We start from the raw sequence: 14,932 nt of genomic DNA on the forward strand, positions 1-14,932 counted from the left end.
GCCTCTCGACAGCCCCCGCGCGGCCCCTGTATAGATACGGATCGAACGACAGCCAAGGAAAGCGACATGCCCAGCACGACCGACCAGCCCTTGCCCGCCAATCTGGCGGACCTGACCGTCACCGAGGCGGCAGCACACATCCGCGAGGGCCGCCTCACCAGCGTTGCGCTGACGCAAGCCTGCCTGGACCGCATCGACGCCCGCCAGGACCTGAACGCGTTCATCACGGTCGACCGCGACGGCGCGCTGGCGCAGGCGCGCGCCTACGATGCGGCGCCCGGCCACGGCCCGCTGGGCGGCGTGCCCGTCGCCATCAAGGACAACATCCACGTCGCGGGGCTGCCCAACACCGCTGGCACACCAGCGCTGAAAGACTTCCGCCCCGCCGAGGACGCGCCCGTCGTGCAGCGGCTGCGCGAGGCCGGCGCCGTCATCCTGGGCAAGACCAACATGCATGAACTGGCGTTCGGCGTGTCCGGCTTCAACACCGCCTTCCCCGGCCCGGATGGCGATGGCACGCGCAACGCCTACGACGCGCGCCTGATCGCAGGCGGCTCGTCGTCCGGCAGCGGCGCGGCGGTGGGCGCGCGGCTGGCGCCCGCCGCGCTGGGCACCGATACCGGCGCCTCGGTGCGCCTGCCCGCTTCGGTGAACGGCGCCGCCGGATTCCGCGCCACCGTGGGCCGCTACGACGGCGCGGGCATCACCCCCATTTCCCACACGCGCGACACACCCGGACCCATCGCCAACGGCATGGCCGATATCGTGCTGCTGGATGCGATCCTCACGGGCCAGACCGAGCCGCTGGCGCCCCTGCCGCCGGAAGGCATTCGCCTGGGCCTGGCCGCGTACTTCTGGGCCGACCTCGATCCCGACGTGCAGGCGGTTTCAGAAGCCGCCTTGAACACACTGCGCGCCGCCGGGGTGACGCTGGTGCAGCTGGACATGCCCGACCTGCCCGCCGCCAACGCGGCGGTCGGCATGCCGCTATGCCTGTTCGAGCAGAAGCCCGACCTGACGGCCTATCTGGCGCGTTATCACGTGGGGGTGAGCTTTGATGAGGTAGTCGCGCAGATTTCCAGCCCCGACGTGAAGGGCATTTTCGACAACCTGATCGTGCCGGGCGTGCTGCCCACGCCGGACGGCCAGCTCCTGCCGTTGCAACCGTTGTACGAACAGGCCATCGCAGGCGGCCGGCGTGAGCTCATCGACGTCTATCGCCGCGCCTTCAAGGAACACGCGTTGGACGGCCTGCTGTTTCCGACCGTGCCGGTGCCGCCGCCCGCGTCCACGCCCGAAGCCAGCAGTTTCGAAACCTTTGCCCGCCTGGCGCGCAACGTGGATCCCGGCAGCAACGCCGGCCTGCCCGGCCTGAGCGTGCCGGCCGGGCTGTCGAATCAAGGCCTGCCGGTGGGATTGGAGATCGACGGCCTGCCGGGCGAGGACCGCAAGGTGCTCGCGATCGGCGTGGCCATCGAAAAGATATTGGGGCGCATCGCTGCGCCCCGGGTCCAGCCTTAGCCTCAGCCTGGGCTTTCGCGGCAGTCAGCCGCGTCAGCCGAGGTTGGGCGCCAGCGTGCGCTTCAGGTCTTCGATGCTGCGGCCGCTGCGGCGGGCGTAGTCTTCGAGCTGGTCTTCGCCGATGACGCCCACGTTGAAGTACTGCGACTGCGGGTGGCTGAAGTAAAAGCCCGACACGCTGGACGCCGGGTACATCGCGTAGCTGTCCGTTAGCATCATGCCGATGTCCTCGCCGTCCAGCACGCGGAACATGTCGGTCTTCACGACATGTTCCGGGCAGGCCGGGTAACCCGGCGCCGGGCGGATGCCCACGTACTTCTCGGCAATCATGTCGTCGTTGGAGAGGGCCTCGTCGGGCGCGTAGCCCCACAGGTCCTGGCGCACGCGCGCATGCAGGCATTCGGCGAAGGCTTCGGCCAGGCGGTCCGCCAGCGACTTGAGCATGATGCTGGAATAGTCGTCCAGCGCCTTCTCGAATTCCGCTTCCTTCTTTTCGATGCCCAAACCGGCTGTGACGGCGAACATGCCGATGTAATCGACCTTGCCGGTGGACTTGGGCGCGATGAAGTCCGACAGCGACTTGTTGCTGACGCCTTCGCGCTTGGCGCCCTGCTGGCGCAGGTTGCGGTACGTGAACAGCACCTCGCTGCGCGTCTCGTCCTTGTAGACCTCGATGTCCTCGTCGTTGACGGTGTTGGCGGGATAGAAGCCCACGACGCCGTTGGCGGTGAGCCAGCGGCCTTCAACGATGCGCTTCATCATGGCCTGGCCGTCGGCAAAGACCTTGCGCGCCTGCTCGCCCACCACCTTGTCTTGCAGGATGGCGGGGTACGGGCCGAAGAGGCTCCAGGTCTGGAAGAACGGACCCCAGTCCACGTACTTCGCGATCTCGGCCAGGTCGTAGCTCTTGAAGGTGCGGCGGCCGATGAACTTGGGGCGCGGCGGCGTGTAGTTGTCCCAGTCGATCGCCGGGCGCGAGGCGCGCGCCTCGGCCAGCGGCAGGATCGGCGTCGCCTTGCGGTTGGCGTGGCGGCGGCGCACGTCTTCGTACTCTTCGGCCAATTCCGTCAGGTAGGCTTCCGACTGGTCGGACATCAGGTTGGTGGCCACGCCCACCGACCGGCTGGCGTCGGGCACGTAGATCACCGGGCCTTCGTAATTGGGCGCGATCTTGACGGCGGTGTGCACGCGGCTGGTGGTGGCGCCGCCGATCATGAGCGGCACCTTGCGGCTGCGGAAGTACTCGTCGCGCTGCATTTCCGACGCCACGTACGCCATCTCTTCCAGGCTGGGCGTGATCAGGCCGGACAGGCCGACGATGTCGGCGTTCTCTTCCTTGGCTTTCTCAAGAATCTGCGCGCAGGGCACCATCACGCCCATGTTCACGACTTCGAAGTTGTTGCACTGCAGGACCACCGACACGATGTTCTTGCCGATGTCGTGCACGTCGCCCTTCACGGTGGCAATGACGATCTTGCCCTTGGCGCGCACGTCGCCGCCCGCGGCCGCGATCTGGCGCTTTTCTTCCTCGATGAACGGAATCAGGTGCGCCACGGCCTGCTTCATGACGCGGGCCGATTTCACGACCTGCGGCAGGAACATCTTGCCTTCGCCGAACAGGTCGCCGACGACGTTCATGCCGTCCATCAGCGGGCCTTCGATCACTTCGATGGGACGGCCGCCGCGCGCTGCGATCTTCTGGCGCACCTCTTCGGTGTCTTCCACGATGAAGGCCGTGATGCCGTGGACCAGCGCGTGCGACAGGCGCTGCTCGACCTCGGCATTGCGCCAGGCCAGGTCTTCTTCCTTCTTGGCGCCGCTGCCCTTCACGCTGTCGGCAAACTGCACCAGGCGTTCGGTGGGCGTGCGCTCGTCGTCCGCTTCCGTCTTGCCGACGGGTTCCGGCCGGTCCAGCACCACGTCTTCCACCAGATCGCGCAGCTTGGCGTCCAGGTCTGCGTACACGCCCAGTTGGCCGGCGTTGACGATGCCCATCGTCATGCCTTCCTTGACCGCGTAATACAGGAACACGGTGTGGATGGCCTCGCGCATCGGCTCGTTGCCGCGGAACGAGAAGCTGACGTTGGACACGCCGCCCGAGATGCGCGCGTGCGGCAGGTTCTCGCGGATCCAGCGCGTGCCTTCGATGAAGTCCACGGCGTAGTGGTTGTGCTCATCGATGCCGGTGGCGACCGCGAAGACGTTCGGGTCGAAGATGATGTCTTCCGGCGGGAAGCTTTCTTCCTCGACCAGGATCTTGTAGGCGCGGCCGCAGATTTCCTTGCGGCGCTCCAGCGTGTCGGCCTGGCCCAGTTCATCGAACGCCATCACCACCACCGCTGCGCCATAGCGGCGGCACAGGCGGGCGTGATGGCGGAAGGGCTCCAGCCCTTCCTTCATGGAGATCGAGTTCACCACCGCCTTGCCCTGCACGCACTTCAGGCCGGTCTCGATGACTTCCCACTTCGAGCTGTCGATCATGACCGGCACGCGCGCGATGTCAGGCTCGGATGCGATCAGGTTCAGGAAGCGGTGCATGCAGGCCACCGAATCCAGCATGGCCTCGTCCATGTTGATGTCGATGATCTGCGCGCCGTTCTCGACCTGCTGGCGGGCCACGGCCAGCGCCTCGTCGTATTTCTCTTCGCGGATCAGGCGGGCGAACATCTTGCTGCCCGTCACGTTGGTGCGTTCGCCCACGTTGACGAACAGTGTGTCTTCGTCGATGTTCAGCGGCTCCAGGCCCGACAGGCGGGTCTTGACGGCGATCTCGGGCACGACGCGCGGCGTCAGCGCCGTGACCTTCTCGGCAATCGCGCGGATGTGGTCCGGCGTGGTGCCGCAGCAGCCGCCCGACATGTTCACCAGGCCCGCGCGCGCAAATTCCTCGAGCAGCGCCGAGGTGTCGGCCGGGGTCTCGTCAAAGCCGGTCTCGGCCATGGGGTTGGGCAGGCCGGCGTTGGGATACACGCAGACGTAGGTGTCGCAGATCTTGGACAGCTCGGCCACGTAGGGGCGCATCAGCGCCGCGCCCAGCGCGCAATTCAGGCCGATGGTGACAGGACGCGCGTGGCGCACCGAGTTCCAGAAGGCCTCGACCGTCTGACCGGACAGGATGCGGCCGGATGCGTCGGTCACCGTGCCGGAGATCATCACCGGCAGGCGGATGCCGCGTTCCTCGAACACTTCCTCGGTCGCGAAAATGGCGGCCTTGGCGTTCAGCGTGTCGAAGATGGTTTCGATCAGGACGATGTCGATGCCGCCGTCGAGCAGGCCGTTCAGTTGCTCGATATAGGCGACACGCAGTTCGTCGAACGTGACGTTACGCGCGCCCGGATCGTTCACGTCCGGCGAAATGGAAGCCGTCTTGGGCTGCGGGCCCAGCGCGCCCGCCACGAAGCGCGGCTTGTCGGGCGTGCTGTAGGCATCACAGGCTTCGCGCGCCAGCTGCGCCGACACCAGGTTCAGCTCGTAGGCCAGTTCGGGCAGGTCGTAGTCACCCTGCGCGATCGTGGTGGCGCCGAAGGTGTTGGTCTCGATGACGTCGGCGCCCGCGTCCAGATACTGGCGGTGGATCTCGGAGATGACGTCTGGCCGCACCAGCGACAGCAGTTCGTTGTTGCCTTTCACGTCCTTGCCGTGCTCGGCAAAGCGCTCGCCGCGGAAGTCCGCTTCGCCCAGCTTGTAGCGCTGGATCATGGTGCCCATGGCGCCGTCCAGGATCAGGATGCGCTTGCCCAGCAGGCGGGCAAAGTCGCCGCCGCGGGTATAGGCTTCGGGAGGGTACGGCAAGCGGGGATACGACACGATCAGGTCCGGATTAGGTTGGCCACGGCAGCGCGGATGTGGCTAAAACGCGAAAAACGCCGAAAAAACAAGCCCTGATCGTAACAAAATGGGCCTTCGCGCGCCTCACGGTGATACAGTTTCGGCCCCGAACCGGTGCTTTCGGCGCATCAGGTTGGGCAAGCACGCAACACTTGCCCGCCGCGAGCGAAAGATAAACGGGAAACAGGAAGACGCCCCCGCAGTGCCGCGCCGCCCGCAAGGCCGCCGCAGCGCCGCCCGTCCAGCCTGTGCTGCCCCCGCAACGGTCCCCATGCGCGCCTGGCGCCCATGGCAGCCCGATACCGGCCTGTTCGCTCGTCAGGATGCCTGTTTCCCGCCACGCGGCCTTTCGGCTCGCCCGGCGCGCCGGCATCCTTCCCATCGTGAATGGCCTGCGGGGTCGCGGGCTGCACCGAGGTCTTGTAGATGAAAGCCCGCTCCATCCGGCGCTATGCCGGCGCCCTGCTCTGTTCCGCTCCGGCCATCGCCGCCGCCCAGCAAACCGCTCCCGCCACGTCCGAACTCGACAGCATCACCGTCACCGCCCAGCGCGTGCCCACCGACGGCCGCACGCTGCCGGTGTCGATCTCGGTGATCACCGCCGAGGACATCGCGGCCAGCAGCGCGCGCACCATGCAGGACCTGCTGTCCACGCAGGCCGGCATCAACCTGATCAACACCACCAGCTCCAGCGACAACGCCATCGTCGACCTGCGCGGCTTCGGCATCACCGGCGCCAGCAACACGCTGATCCTGATCGACGGCGTCAAGCAGAACACCAACGACCTTTCGGCGCCCAGCCTGGGCGTGGTGCCGCTGGATCAGGTCGAACGCATCGAAATCGTGCGCGGCAGCGGCTCCGTGCAGTACGGCGGCGGCACCACCGGCGGCGTGATCAACATCATCACCCGCTCCGACTTCGCCAAGGAACCGGTCACCGCCCGCGCCACCGCCACGTTCGGCAGCTACGGCCTGCGCCAGTACGACGCCGCGGTCGCGATGAACAACGAGAAGGTGGGCGTTGACGCCTACATGCAGTCGCTGCACAGCGACGGCTACCGCGACAACAGCGGCGAGCGCCGCGAAGGCGGCGGCGGCGGCATCACCTTCCGCCACAACGACGGCTCGATTCGCCTGTACGGCCGCACCACCACGCAGAAGCTGGAACTGCCCGGTCCGCGCACGATCAACCCGTTCACGGGCGTGAACGAATTCCAGGACGATCCGCGCGGCTCGAAGAACGACGTCGATTACGTCAAGACCACGACCACCACGTTTGGTCTGCAACTTGAGCAGGCCATCGGCGCCGGCGTGCTGTATTCGGACCTGTCGACCCGCGAGAAGAAGCTCAGCGGCCTGACTTACGACGGTTTCGGCGACACGCTGCGCGACCAGAAGCTGGAAGAGAACATCGCCAGCGTGCGCTACCGCCTGCCGATCAACGGCGGCCACAGCGTCGTCTTCGGCGCCGATGCGCAGGAAGCCAAGACCACCGCCGACCAGAACGCCTACTACGACTTCGAACCGTCGAAGTGGCAGTCGCGCCAGCATCAGTACGGCCTGTTTGCCGAAGGCCAGATCCGCGCCACCGACAGCACCTACATCACGGCGGGCGTGCGCCGCCAGTACGCGTCCGACGACCTGGAAGTGATTTCGGGCTCGGGCACGCCGTCCGACCGCAGCCACCACCTGACCGCGTGGCAGTTGGGCGTGCGCCAGGACCTGTCCGGCGGCTTCGGCCTGTACGGCAAGGTCGGCCGCAGCTTCCGCCTGCCCAACGCCGACGAACTGCTGTCGGTCCAGTCGCCGCTGGCCCCGCAGACGTCCACCGACAAGGAAATCGGCGTCACCTGGCAGTCGGCCAGCAGCAGCGCGCGCCTGTCGTACTTCCACTACGACCTGACCAACGAGATCCAGTACAACCCGCTGGCCGACGGCCTGTGGGGCCCGGGCACGGGCGCCAACACCAACCTGGATCCGACCCGCCGCCAGGGCATCGAGCTTGAAGGCCACACCGCGCTGTCCAGCAGCGTCACCGTGGACGCCAACCTGACCTGGATGGAAGCGCAGTTCCGCTCCGGCACCTATGCCGGCGTTGATCTGGCCGGCAAGACCGTGCCGCTGGCGCCCAAGTGGCTGGCCAACGCCGGCGTGACGTGGCGCCCCACCGATGCGTTCCTGTGGAACGTGTCGGCGCAATACGTGGGCAAGTCGCGCATGGACAACGACCAGGCCAACCAGTTCGACAAGGAACTGGACGCCTACGTGCTGTTCAACACCAAGGTCGCGTACAAGTTCACCCGCAACATCGAAGGCGCGGTGGGCGTGAACAACATCTTCGACCGCCAGTACGCCACGTACGGCATCCGCGGCGGCAACGCCTCGTTCGAGATGCTGGGTCCCGTCGCCAACTACAGCCTGTACCCCGCCCCCGGCCGCAACTTCTACGCGTCGCTCACGCTACGCTACTGATTGCCGCCTTGCGGACTGGGCCTGCCGGTCTGAGCCTTTGTTGAGGCTCAGGGTCTGCGCAGGCCCTTTTCTACATTTGTGCCCACCCGACGGAGCCGCTGCATGACCTTTCGACGCGTCCTGACGACTGCCGGCGTTGCGCTGAAGCTGACCCTGACGTCGGCGTCAGGGTTGATGCGGGCGTTGGTGCTGGCGTTTGTGCCGACATTTGTGCCGACATTGGTGCCGATCGTGGCATTGACCCTGGCGCTGTCTCCGCGGCTGTCCCACGGCGCCCCCGCCATCCAGGTCCAGGACGACCGCGGCCGCACCGTCACGCTGGACGCCCCCGCCCGGCGCGCCGTCACGCTGGCGCCCCATGCCACCGAACTCATCTACGCCGCCGGCGCGGGCGGATATATCGTCGGCACCGTCCTCGGCAGCGATTATCCGGCCGCGGCGCGCGCGCTGCCCGTCATCGGCGACGGCACGCAGCCGGACGTCGAGCGCGTGGCCGCCGCCCGGCCCGATCTTCTTATCGCCTGGCAACCGTCCGCCGCCGAACCGCTGACGCGCGTGATGGACAAGCTGGGCGTGCCCGTCTTCTACAGCGATCCGCTGACGCTCGCCGCCATCCCCGGCGCCGTCGAGCGCATGGGCCAGCTGTTCGGCACCGAGGCCGTGGCGCAGGCCGCCGCGCAGGTCATGCGCGCCCGGCTGGATGCCCTGAAGGCGCGCTATGCCGGCCGCCGCCCGGTGCGGGTCTTCGTCCAGGCCGGCCTGGACCCCATCTACACCCTGAACGACAGCAGCATCGTCAGCGACGCGCTGCGGCTGTGCGGCGGCGTCAACGTCTTCGGCCAGGCGCCCATCGTCGCCCCGCAGGTCACGCTGGAAGGCGTGCTGGCGGCCCGGCCCGAGGCCGTGCTGGCCGGCGTTTCGCGCCCGGAGGACACGGCCAGGAACCTGGCCGCCTGGCAGACGATGGGCCTGCCGGCGGCGCGACAGGGCCACGTCTATGGCGTCGATGCCGACGCGCTGTACCGGCCCGGCCCCCGGCTGATCGACGCGGCCGAGACCCTCTGCGCCGACCTGGACCGGGTGCGCTGACGCGCGCGATCCGCAAATAGTGGAACGCGCGGGCCAGTGCCCGGCCCTGCCGTCCGGCGGACTGCTTTATCATTCGGCATCAGTCAGCCAGTCCCCCGCGGGCCTCGCATCGTGCGCGCCCGCCCTTTGAAGCACCGCCATGACCACACAAGACACTCTCACCATCGCCGGCCGCGCCTATTCGTCGCGCCTGCTCGTCGGAACCGGCAAGTACAAGGACTTCGAACAGACCCGCGCGGCCCTGGACGCCAGCGGCACGGAAATCGTCACCGTCGCCATCCGCCGCACCAACATCGGCCAGAACGCCGGCGAGCCGAACCTGCTGGACTACGTCCCCACCTCGAAATTCACGCTGCTGCCCAACACGGCCGGCTGCTACACCGCCGACGACGCCGTGCGCACGCTGCGCCTGGCCCGCGAACTGCTGGACGGCCACGACCTCGTGAAGCTCGAAGTGCTGGGCGACCCGCACACGCTGTTCCCCAACATGCCCGAAACCCTCAAGGCCACCAAGACGCTGGTCGATGAAGGCTTCAAGGTCATGGTCTATTGCACCGACGATCCCATCCAGTGCCGCATGCTGGAAGACATGGGCGCCGTGGCCGTCATGCCGCTGGCCTCGCTGATCGGCTCCGGCATGGGCATCCTGAATCCCTGGAACCTGCGCCTCATCATCGACCAGGCTCGCGTGCCGGTCGTGGTCGATGCCGGCGTGGGCACCGCGTCCGACGCCGCCATCGCCATGGAACTGGGCTGCGACGCCGTGCTGATGAACACCGCCATCGCCGGCGCGCGCGACCCCATCCTGATGGCCAGCGCCATGAAGAAGGGCGTGGAAAGCGGCCGCGAGGCCTTCCTGGCCGGCCGCATGCCCAAGAAGCTGTACAGCGGCGCGCCCAGCTCGCCCACCGAAGGCCTGATCACCGGCGGTCCCGCAAAATGAATTCCCGCCAGCCGGCCGCCAGCGGCCGTCCGATCCCCAACGCGCTGACCATCGCCGGCGTCGACCCGTCCGGCGGCGCCGGCATCCTGGCCGACGTCAAGGCCATGAGCGCGCTGGGCGCCTACGGCTGCGCCATCATCGCCGCGCTCACCGCGCAGAACACGCAGGGCGTGACCGGCATCTCGCCGGTGCCGCCCGCCTTCGTCGGCCTGCAGATCGACACCCTGTTCACCGACGTGCGCATCGACGCGGTCAAGATCGGCATGCTGGGCCAGCGCCCCGTCATCGAGGTCGTGGCCGAAAAGCTCGCCAAATGGACGCCCGCGCACATCGTGCTGGACCCGGTCATGGTCGCCAAGAGCGGCGACCTGCTGCTCGAGAACGATGCCGTCGGCGCCATGCGCGAAGCCATGCTGCCCCTGACCACCCTGCTCACGCCCAATCTTCCCGAAGCCGGCGTGCTGCTCGAAGAGCGCCCCGTCGAGACCGTCAAGGAAATGCGGCGCGTCGCCGAGCGCCTGCGCAACAAGCTGGCGCATTCCGGCGAACGCTGGGTGCTCGTCAAGGGCGGCCACCTGCCCGGCAGCGAAACCATCGACCTGCTGCACGATGGCGACCGCATGATCGAACTGCCCGGCCACCGCATCGACACCGCCAACACCCACGGCACCGGCTGCACGCTGTCGGCCGCGCTGGCGGCGCTGCTGCCGCAAATCGGGGACGTACCGGAATCCGCCAAACGCGCCAAGGCCTACCTGACTGAAGCCATTCGCCACGCCGAGCGCCTGTCGGTCGGCTCGGGCCACGGCCCGGTCCACCATTTCCACGGCTGGTGGTAACGCCCCTTTCAGGCTGAGCTCAACGGCGCCCCACGGGGCGCCGTCTGCTTTTGCGGGCTCCGCGCCGCGTCTGAAACATCTGCCGCACGGGCGCGCCGTCACAGGACGCTACGAATCGGTACAATGGCCCGTTGATTCCTCTGTTTTTTCTGACCGTCATGAACGCTTCGACCCTGCCCGACGTAGAACAAGCCCGCTTCAATATGGTGGAACAGCAGATCCGCCCGTGGGACGTCCTGGACGCCAACGTGCTGCAAGCGCTGTTCGATGTGCGCCGCGAACAATTCGTTCCGCCGGCCCTGCGTGGCCTGGCGTTTTCCGACCTGGAGCTCCCGCTCGAGATCAACGCGGTCAACACCCGCGAGAACATGCTCGCCCCCAAGGTCGAAGCCCGTCTCGCGCAGGAACTGCTGCTGACCAAGTCCGACTGCGTGCTCGAAATCGGCACCGGCTCCGGCTACCAGGCCGCCCTCCTGGGCTACCTGGCGCAACAGGTCACCTCCGTCGAAATCGACAGCCGCCTGGTGACCTTCGCGCAGCAGAACCTGCAGATGAACAACGTCACCAACGTCAAGGTCGAAACCGGCGACGCCCGCAATGGCTGGGGCTCCACCGAATACGACGCCATCCTGGTCACCGGTTCCGTGCCGGTCGTGCCGGACGCGCTGAAGTACCAGCTGCGCGTGGGCGGCCGCCTTGTCGTGGTGGTTGGCCAAGCCCCCATCATGACCGCCTGTCGCATCACCCGCACCACCGCCGCCAGCTTCGAAACCGTCAAGCTCTTCGAAACGGTCATCAAGCCGTTGCGCGGCGTCACGGTGTCGCAGTTCAAGTTCTAACTCCGCGACCTCGCCGCCTTTTGCCCGGCCCCCATGGGGCCGGTGTCACGTCCGGCGGCCCGGCGTATCGTTGAAAGATCATGCGCGTCCGCTCACTTACGGCTTTACTGGTTTTCACCTGCGCCGCAAGTGCCGGCCCGCTGACCGCGTCCGCCCAGAACCTGGTCCAGGTCTGGCAGGCCGCGCTGGGCAATGATCCCACCTACGCCGCCGCGCGCGCCAACTACCGCGCCGGCCTCGAAAAAGAACCCCAGGCCCGCGCCCTGCTGCTGCCCCTGATCACCGCCGAAGCCGGCGGCGCCTACCAGGAAACCCGCAGCACCCGCGGCCTGTCCTACGCCTACAGCGGCGGCCGCGGCGTGTGGGACCTGGCGCTTACCCAGCCGCTCTTCGACTGGGGCCGCTGGCAGAACTTCGAGCAATCCAAGCTCATCGTCGCCGACGTCGAAGTCCAGCTGCAGCAGGCCTACCAAGACCTCTTGCTGCGCGTCGCCGACGCCTACTTCAACGTCCTGTACGCCCAGGACACCCTGACCGCCACCGAAGCCGAAAAAACCGCCGTCGCCGGCCAGCTTGAATCCGCCAAGCGCAACTTCGAACTCGGCAACGCCACCATCACCGACACCTACGAGGCCCAGTCGCGCTACGACCTCGTCGTCGCCCAGGAACTGCGCCTGCAGAACGACCTGGAAGTGCGCCGCGACGAACTCGCCAAGATCATCGGCACCCAGCCCGGCGCCCTGGCCGAACTGCCCTACGGCGTGCAACTGCCCGCCCCCCAGCCTGCCCGCATCGCCGACTGGAGCAACCAGGCCGAAACCTCCAGCCTCGAAGTCCTGCGCGCGCAATTGCTGACCCGCATCGCCGGCCGCGAAATCCAGATCGCCAAGAGCGGCCACTACCCCACCCTGAACCTGCGCGCCACCAGCGGCAGCGCCAGCGACGCCGTCATGCGCAACGCCGCCCCCGGCAAGCCCATCGACAACACCATCGGCGTGGTCCTGTCCATCCCCCTGTACTCCGGCGGCGGCGTCTCCTCGCAGGTCACGGAAAAGGTCGAACTGGAACAGAAGGCGCGCTACGACTACGAAACCGCCCGCCGCCAGGCCGTCCAGGCCACCCGCCAGTACTACACCGGCGTCACCAGTGGCCTGGCCCGCATCCAGGCCCTGGAAGCCGGCGAAAAATCCAGCCGCGCCGCGGTAGAGGCCAACCGCACCGGCTACGAAGTCGGCGTCCGCATCAACCTGGACGTCCTGAACGCCCAGCAACAGCTCTACGCCACCCAACGCGACCTGGCCCTGGCCCGCTACAGCACAGTGCTCTCCAGCCTGCGCCTGAAGGCCACCAGCGGCATCCTGGCGGAATCGGACCTGGAAGCGATCAACCGGCTGTTGCGCCCGCCGCGCTGAGGGCGTTTCCGCTGCTGCGACCAGTGTCTGACACCCTTGGTGCACTGTCTGGAGCTGAAGATCATCTCTACGGGTGTCAGACACCCAGTCGACTCCCATCGCCCCCCCGCCAGCGCGGGAGCGGACACCCCCACGACGCCCCACAACTCAGATGCCGATTGCCGCCGCCCGGGCGGCAGCAAATCGGCGGCCCCGCAGATCCCCTGCCCCGTCCACAGGTCTTGCAGCGCGCAAACCAAAGACCCTCGCAGCACGGTGTCGCGGTCGCCGTGGGCGCGAGCGCCGTCGATGCGCCCGAGGGAATCCGTAGGGAGCCGAAGGCGGACGAGGATGACAACGGGGCAGTCCGGAGCGAAGGCTCCGGACCGCAATCGTGGGCGATCGTGCCCACGGTGGCCGCGGCGCCGGGCGACCTACGAAGATCTCCGGCTCGACATACGATCCGTTAGCGGCCAAAAGAAAAGACGGCCATCAAGGGGCCGCCTTCCATTCATCCGCTACACAATCCAAAGCAAATTCACCCGCCCTGAATCTTCTTCACCAACGCCGTCGTAGACCGCTCAAACTCAAAAGGAATCGCAACGGCACGTCCGCCCCAGGTCTTCACCAGCGCAGTCTCCGGCAACGTCTCCATATCGTAATCGCCACCCTTGACGATCAGATCGGGCTTGATCTCTCCGATCAGCGCCTCAGGCGTGTCTTCATGGAAGGACGTGACTACGGTCACGAAACCCAACGCCGCCAGCAACGCCGCCCGATCTTCCACGCGATTTAGCGGACGCTCCGAGCCCTTGCCCAGCCGCCGCACCGACTCATCCGTATTCACGGCGACAATCAACGTCGCCCCCAACTGCGCCGCCTGATCCAGATACGTCGCATGCCCGCGATGCAGGATGTCGAACACCCCGTTCGTAAACACCAGCGGCCGCGGATAACGGCCAGCAGCAACGGCAGCGACGAGTTCGTCGCGGGACAGGACCTTGGATTCGAAGCGGGCGGCAGGCATGCGGCGATTATAGGAGGGATCAGGCGCCGCCCAGGATGATCTCTTTGTCCTTCGGCACGATCAGCGCCGACACTTCCTTCCGGTAGCGGTTCAGATCCTTCACCGTCTCGAAGCTGCGGTCCATCAGCTTCGACAGAATGTGCAGAATCCGCGTCGCCACCTTCTGCTCCCACACCCCGTCAAAACGGATCTGCGTATCCAGCCAGTGCTCCAGCCAGCCCGGCTCCGGCAGGCGCGACTGCACCGTATCGTTCGGGAACAGATCCTTGTTCACGTGCAGATTGGTCGGATGCAGCGCCTGCTGCGTGCGGCCCGCCGACGCCATCAGCACCCCGATCTTCGAGAACGCCAGACGCGCCTCTGCGCTCGTGTCCTGTCCGCGGTCATGCAATGCGCGGCGCATGTATTGCAGGTAGGCGCCCGCGTGGCGCGCTTCGTCCTGCGCCACCGTCTTGTAGATCGCCTTGATCACCGGCTCCGTGTGCCATTCGGCCGCGCGGCGGTACCAGTGGTTCAGGCGGACCTCGCCGCAGAAGTGCAGCATCAGCGTTTCAAGTTCAGGGGCCTTGTCGAATTCAAAGCGCACGTTGTGCAGCTCTTCCTCGGTCGGCACCAGGTCCGGGCAGAAGCGGCGCAGATACTCGATCAGCACCAGCGAATGCTTTTGCTCTTCAAAGAACCAGACCGACATGAACGCGCAGAAATCACTGTCGCCGCGGTTGTCGCGCAGGAACATCTCGGTGGCCGGCAGCGCCGCCCACTCCGTGATGGCGTTCATCTTGATCGTGTGGGCTTGTTCGTCCGACAGCTTGCTGCGGTCGAAATCGCCCCACGGAATATCGTGCGCCATGTTCCATCGCACGGCTTCCATGGTCTTGAAGAGTTCTGGATAAAGCATATTCTGCCCTTGTATTCGTCCCGCTAGTGGGGCTATGAAAATTGATGAATGGCGCGCGCGTTCTTATAGGCGTGGGCGCTGCTTG

General features: G+C 66.8%; 10 protein-coding genes. 7 read left to right on the forward strand and 3 right to left on the reverse strand.

The genetic code is table 11. The features are described 5' to 3' along the window. Positions 1–66: 66 nt before the first annotated feature. Positions 67–1,521: an indoleacetamide hydrolase gene (gene iaaH / locus KW836_RS01075; protein WP_218342234.1), complete on the forward strand. Its 1,455-nt coding sequence runs from the start codon at positions 67–69 to the stop codon at positions 1,519–1,521. 33 nt (positions 1,522–1,554) lie between these two features. On the opposite strand, the gene metH is transcribed toward iaaH, so the two are convergent. Further along, on the reverse strand, positions 1,555–5,328 hold the full coding sequence (gene metH, locus KW836_RS01080) for a methionine synthase (protein WP_218342235.1): 3,774 nt from the start codon (positions 5,326–5,328) through the stop codon (positions 1,555–1,557). A 447-nt stretch (positions 5,329–5,775) separates the two neighbouring features. Between metH and KW836_RS01085 the strand changes: the two genes are divergently transcribed. The 6 genes from KW836_RS01085 (at position 5,776) to KW836_RS01110 (ending at position 12,943) form a co-directional block, all read left to right on the forward strand. Next, positions 5,776–7,821, forward strand: a complete 2,046-nt coding sequence (locus KW836_RS01085) for a TonB-dependent receptor (RefSeq protein WP_175125168.1) — start codon at positions 5,776–5,778, stop codon at positions 7,819–7,821. A 174-nt stretch (positions 7,822–7,995) separates the two neighbouring features. Then, positions 7,996–8,910 (forward strand): cobalamin-binding protein, encoded by a 915-nt coding sequence (locus tag KW836_RS01090; protein WP_218343232.1) that lies wholly within the window; start codon positions 7,996–7,998, stop codon positions 8,908–8,910. A 139-nt stretch (positions 8,911–9,049) separates the two neighbouring features. Beyond that, positions 9,050–9,853 carry a thiazole synthase gene (locus tag KW836_RS01095; RefSeq protein ID WP_175125167.1) on the forward strand — a complete coding sequence of 268 codons (804 nt, stop codon included), beginning with the start codon at positions 9,050–9,052 and terminating at the stop codon, positions 9,851–9,853. Continuing rightward, positions 9,850–10,692 (forward strand): bifunctional hydroxymethylpyrimidine kinase/phosphomethylpyrimidine kinase, encoded by an 843-nt coding sequence (gene thiD, locus KW836_RS01100; RefSeq protein WP_175125166.1) that lies wholly within the window; start codon positions 9,850–9,852, stop codon positions 10,690–10,692. Before KW836_RS01095 ends, thiD begins: the two co-directional genes overlap by 4 nt. 158 nt (positions 10,693–10,850) lie before the next feature. After that, positions 10,851–11,531 carry a protein-L-isoaspartate O-methyltransferase gene (locus tag KW836_RS01105; RefSeq protein ID WP_056327622.1) on the forward strand — a complete coding sequence of 227 codons (681 nt, stop codon included), beginning with the start codon at positions 10,851–10,853 and terminating at the stop codon, positions 11,529–11,531. 80 nt (positions 11,532–11,611) lie between these two features. Beyond that, on the forward strand, positions 11,612–12,943 hold the full coding sequence (locus KW836_RS01110) for a TolC family outer membrane protein (protein ID WP_218342236.1): 1,332 nt from the start codon (positions 11,612–11,614) through the stop codon (positions 12,941–12,943). Positions 12,944–13,460: 517 nt separating this feature from the next. Here the strand turns inward: KW836_RS01110 and rfaE2 are convergent. Together rfaE2 and KW836_RS01120 are read right to left on the reverse strand one after the other, a co-directional pair. Then, positions 13,461–13,949, reverse strand: coding sequence for a D-glycero-beta-D-manno-heptose 1-phosphate adenylyltransferase (gene rfaE2, locus KW836_RS01115; protein ID WP_218342237.1), 489 nt, complete (start codon positions 13,947–13,949; stop codon positions 13,461–13,463). 19 nt (positions 13,950–13,968) lie between these two features. Next, positions 13,969–14,847, reverse strand: coding sequence for a ferritin-like domain-containing protein (locus KW836_RS01120; protein WP_175125163.1), 879 nt, complete (start codon positions 14,845–14,847; stop codon positions 13,969–13,971). Positions 14,848–14,932: the final 85 nt, after the last annotated feature.

Origin of the sequence: Achromobacter sp. ACM05 (assembly GCF_019218915.1) — a bacterium.
GTDB lineage: Bacteria > Pseudomonadota > Gammaproteobacteria > Burkholderiales > Burkholderiaceae_B > Achromobacter > Achromobacter animicus.

Coding starts and splice junctions, on each gene's coding strand:
- KW836_RS01090 (WP_218343232.1), top strand. CDS start 7,996: ATGCGGGCGTTGGTGCTGGCGTTTGTGCCGACATTTGTGCCGACATTG.
- KW836_RS01095 (WP_175125167.1), top strand. CDS start 9,050: ATGACCACACAAGACACTCTCACCATCGCCGGCCGCGCCTATTCGTCG.
- rfaE2 (WP_218342237.1), bottom strand. CDS start 13,949: ATGCCTGCCGCCCGCTTCGAATCCAAGGTCCTGTCCCGCGACGAACTC.
- iaaH (WP_218342234.1), top strand. CDS start 67: ATGCCCAGCACGACCGACCAGCCCTTGCCCGCCAATCTGGCGGACCTG.
- KW836_RS01110 (WP_218342236.1), top strand. CDS start 11,612: ATGCGCGTCCGCTCACTTACGGCTTTACTGGTTTTCACCTGCGCCGCA.
- KW836_RS01120 (WP_175125163.1), bottom strand. CDS start 14,847: ATGCTTTATCCAGAACTCTTCAAGACCATGGAAGCCGTGCGATGGAAC.
- KW836_RS01105 (WP_056327622.1), top strand. CDS start 10,851: ATGAACGCTTCGACCCTGCCCGACGTAGAACAAGCCCGCTTCAATATG.
- thiD (WP_175125166.1), top strand. CDS start 9,850: ATGAATTCCCGCCAGCCGGCCGCCAGCGGCCGTCCGATCCCCAACGCG.
- KW836_RS01085 (WP_175125168.1), top strand. CDS start 5,776: ATGAAAGCCCGCTCCATCCGGCGCTATGCCGGCGCCCTGCTCTGTTCC.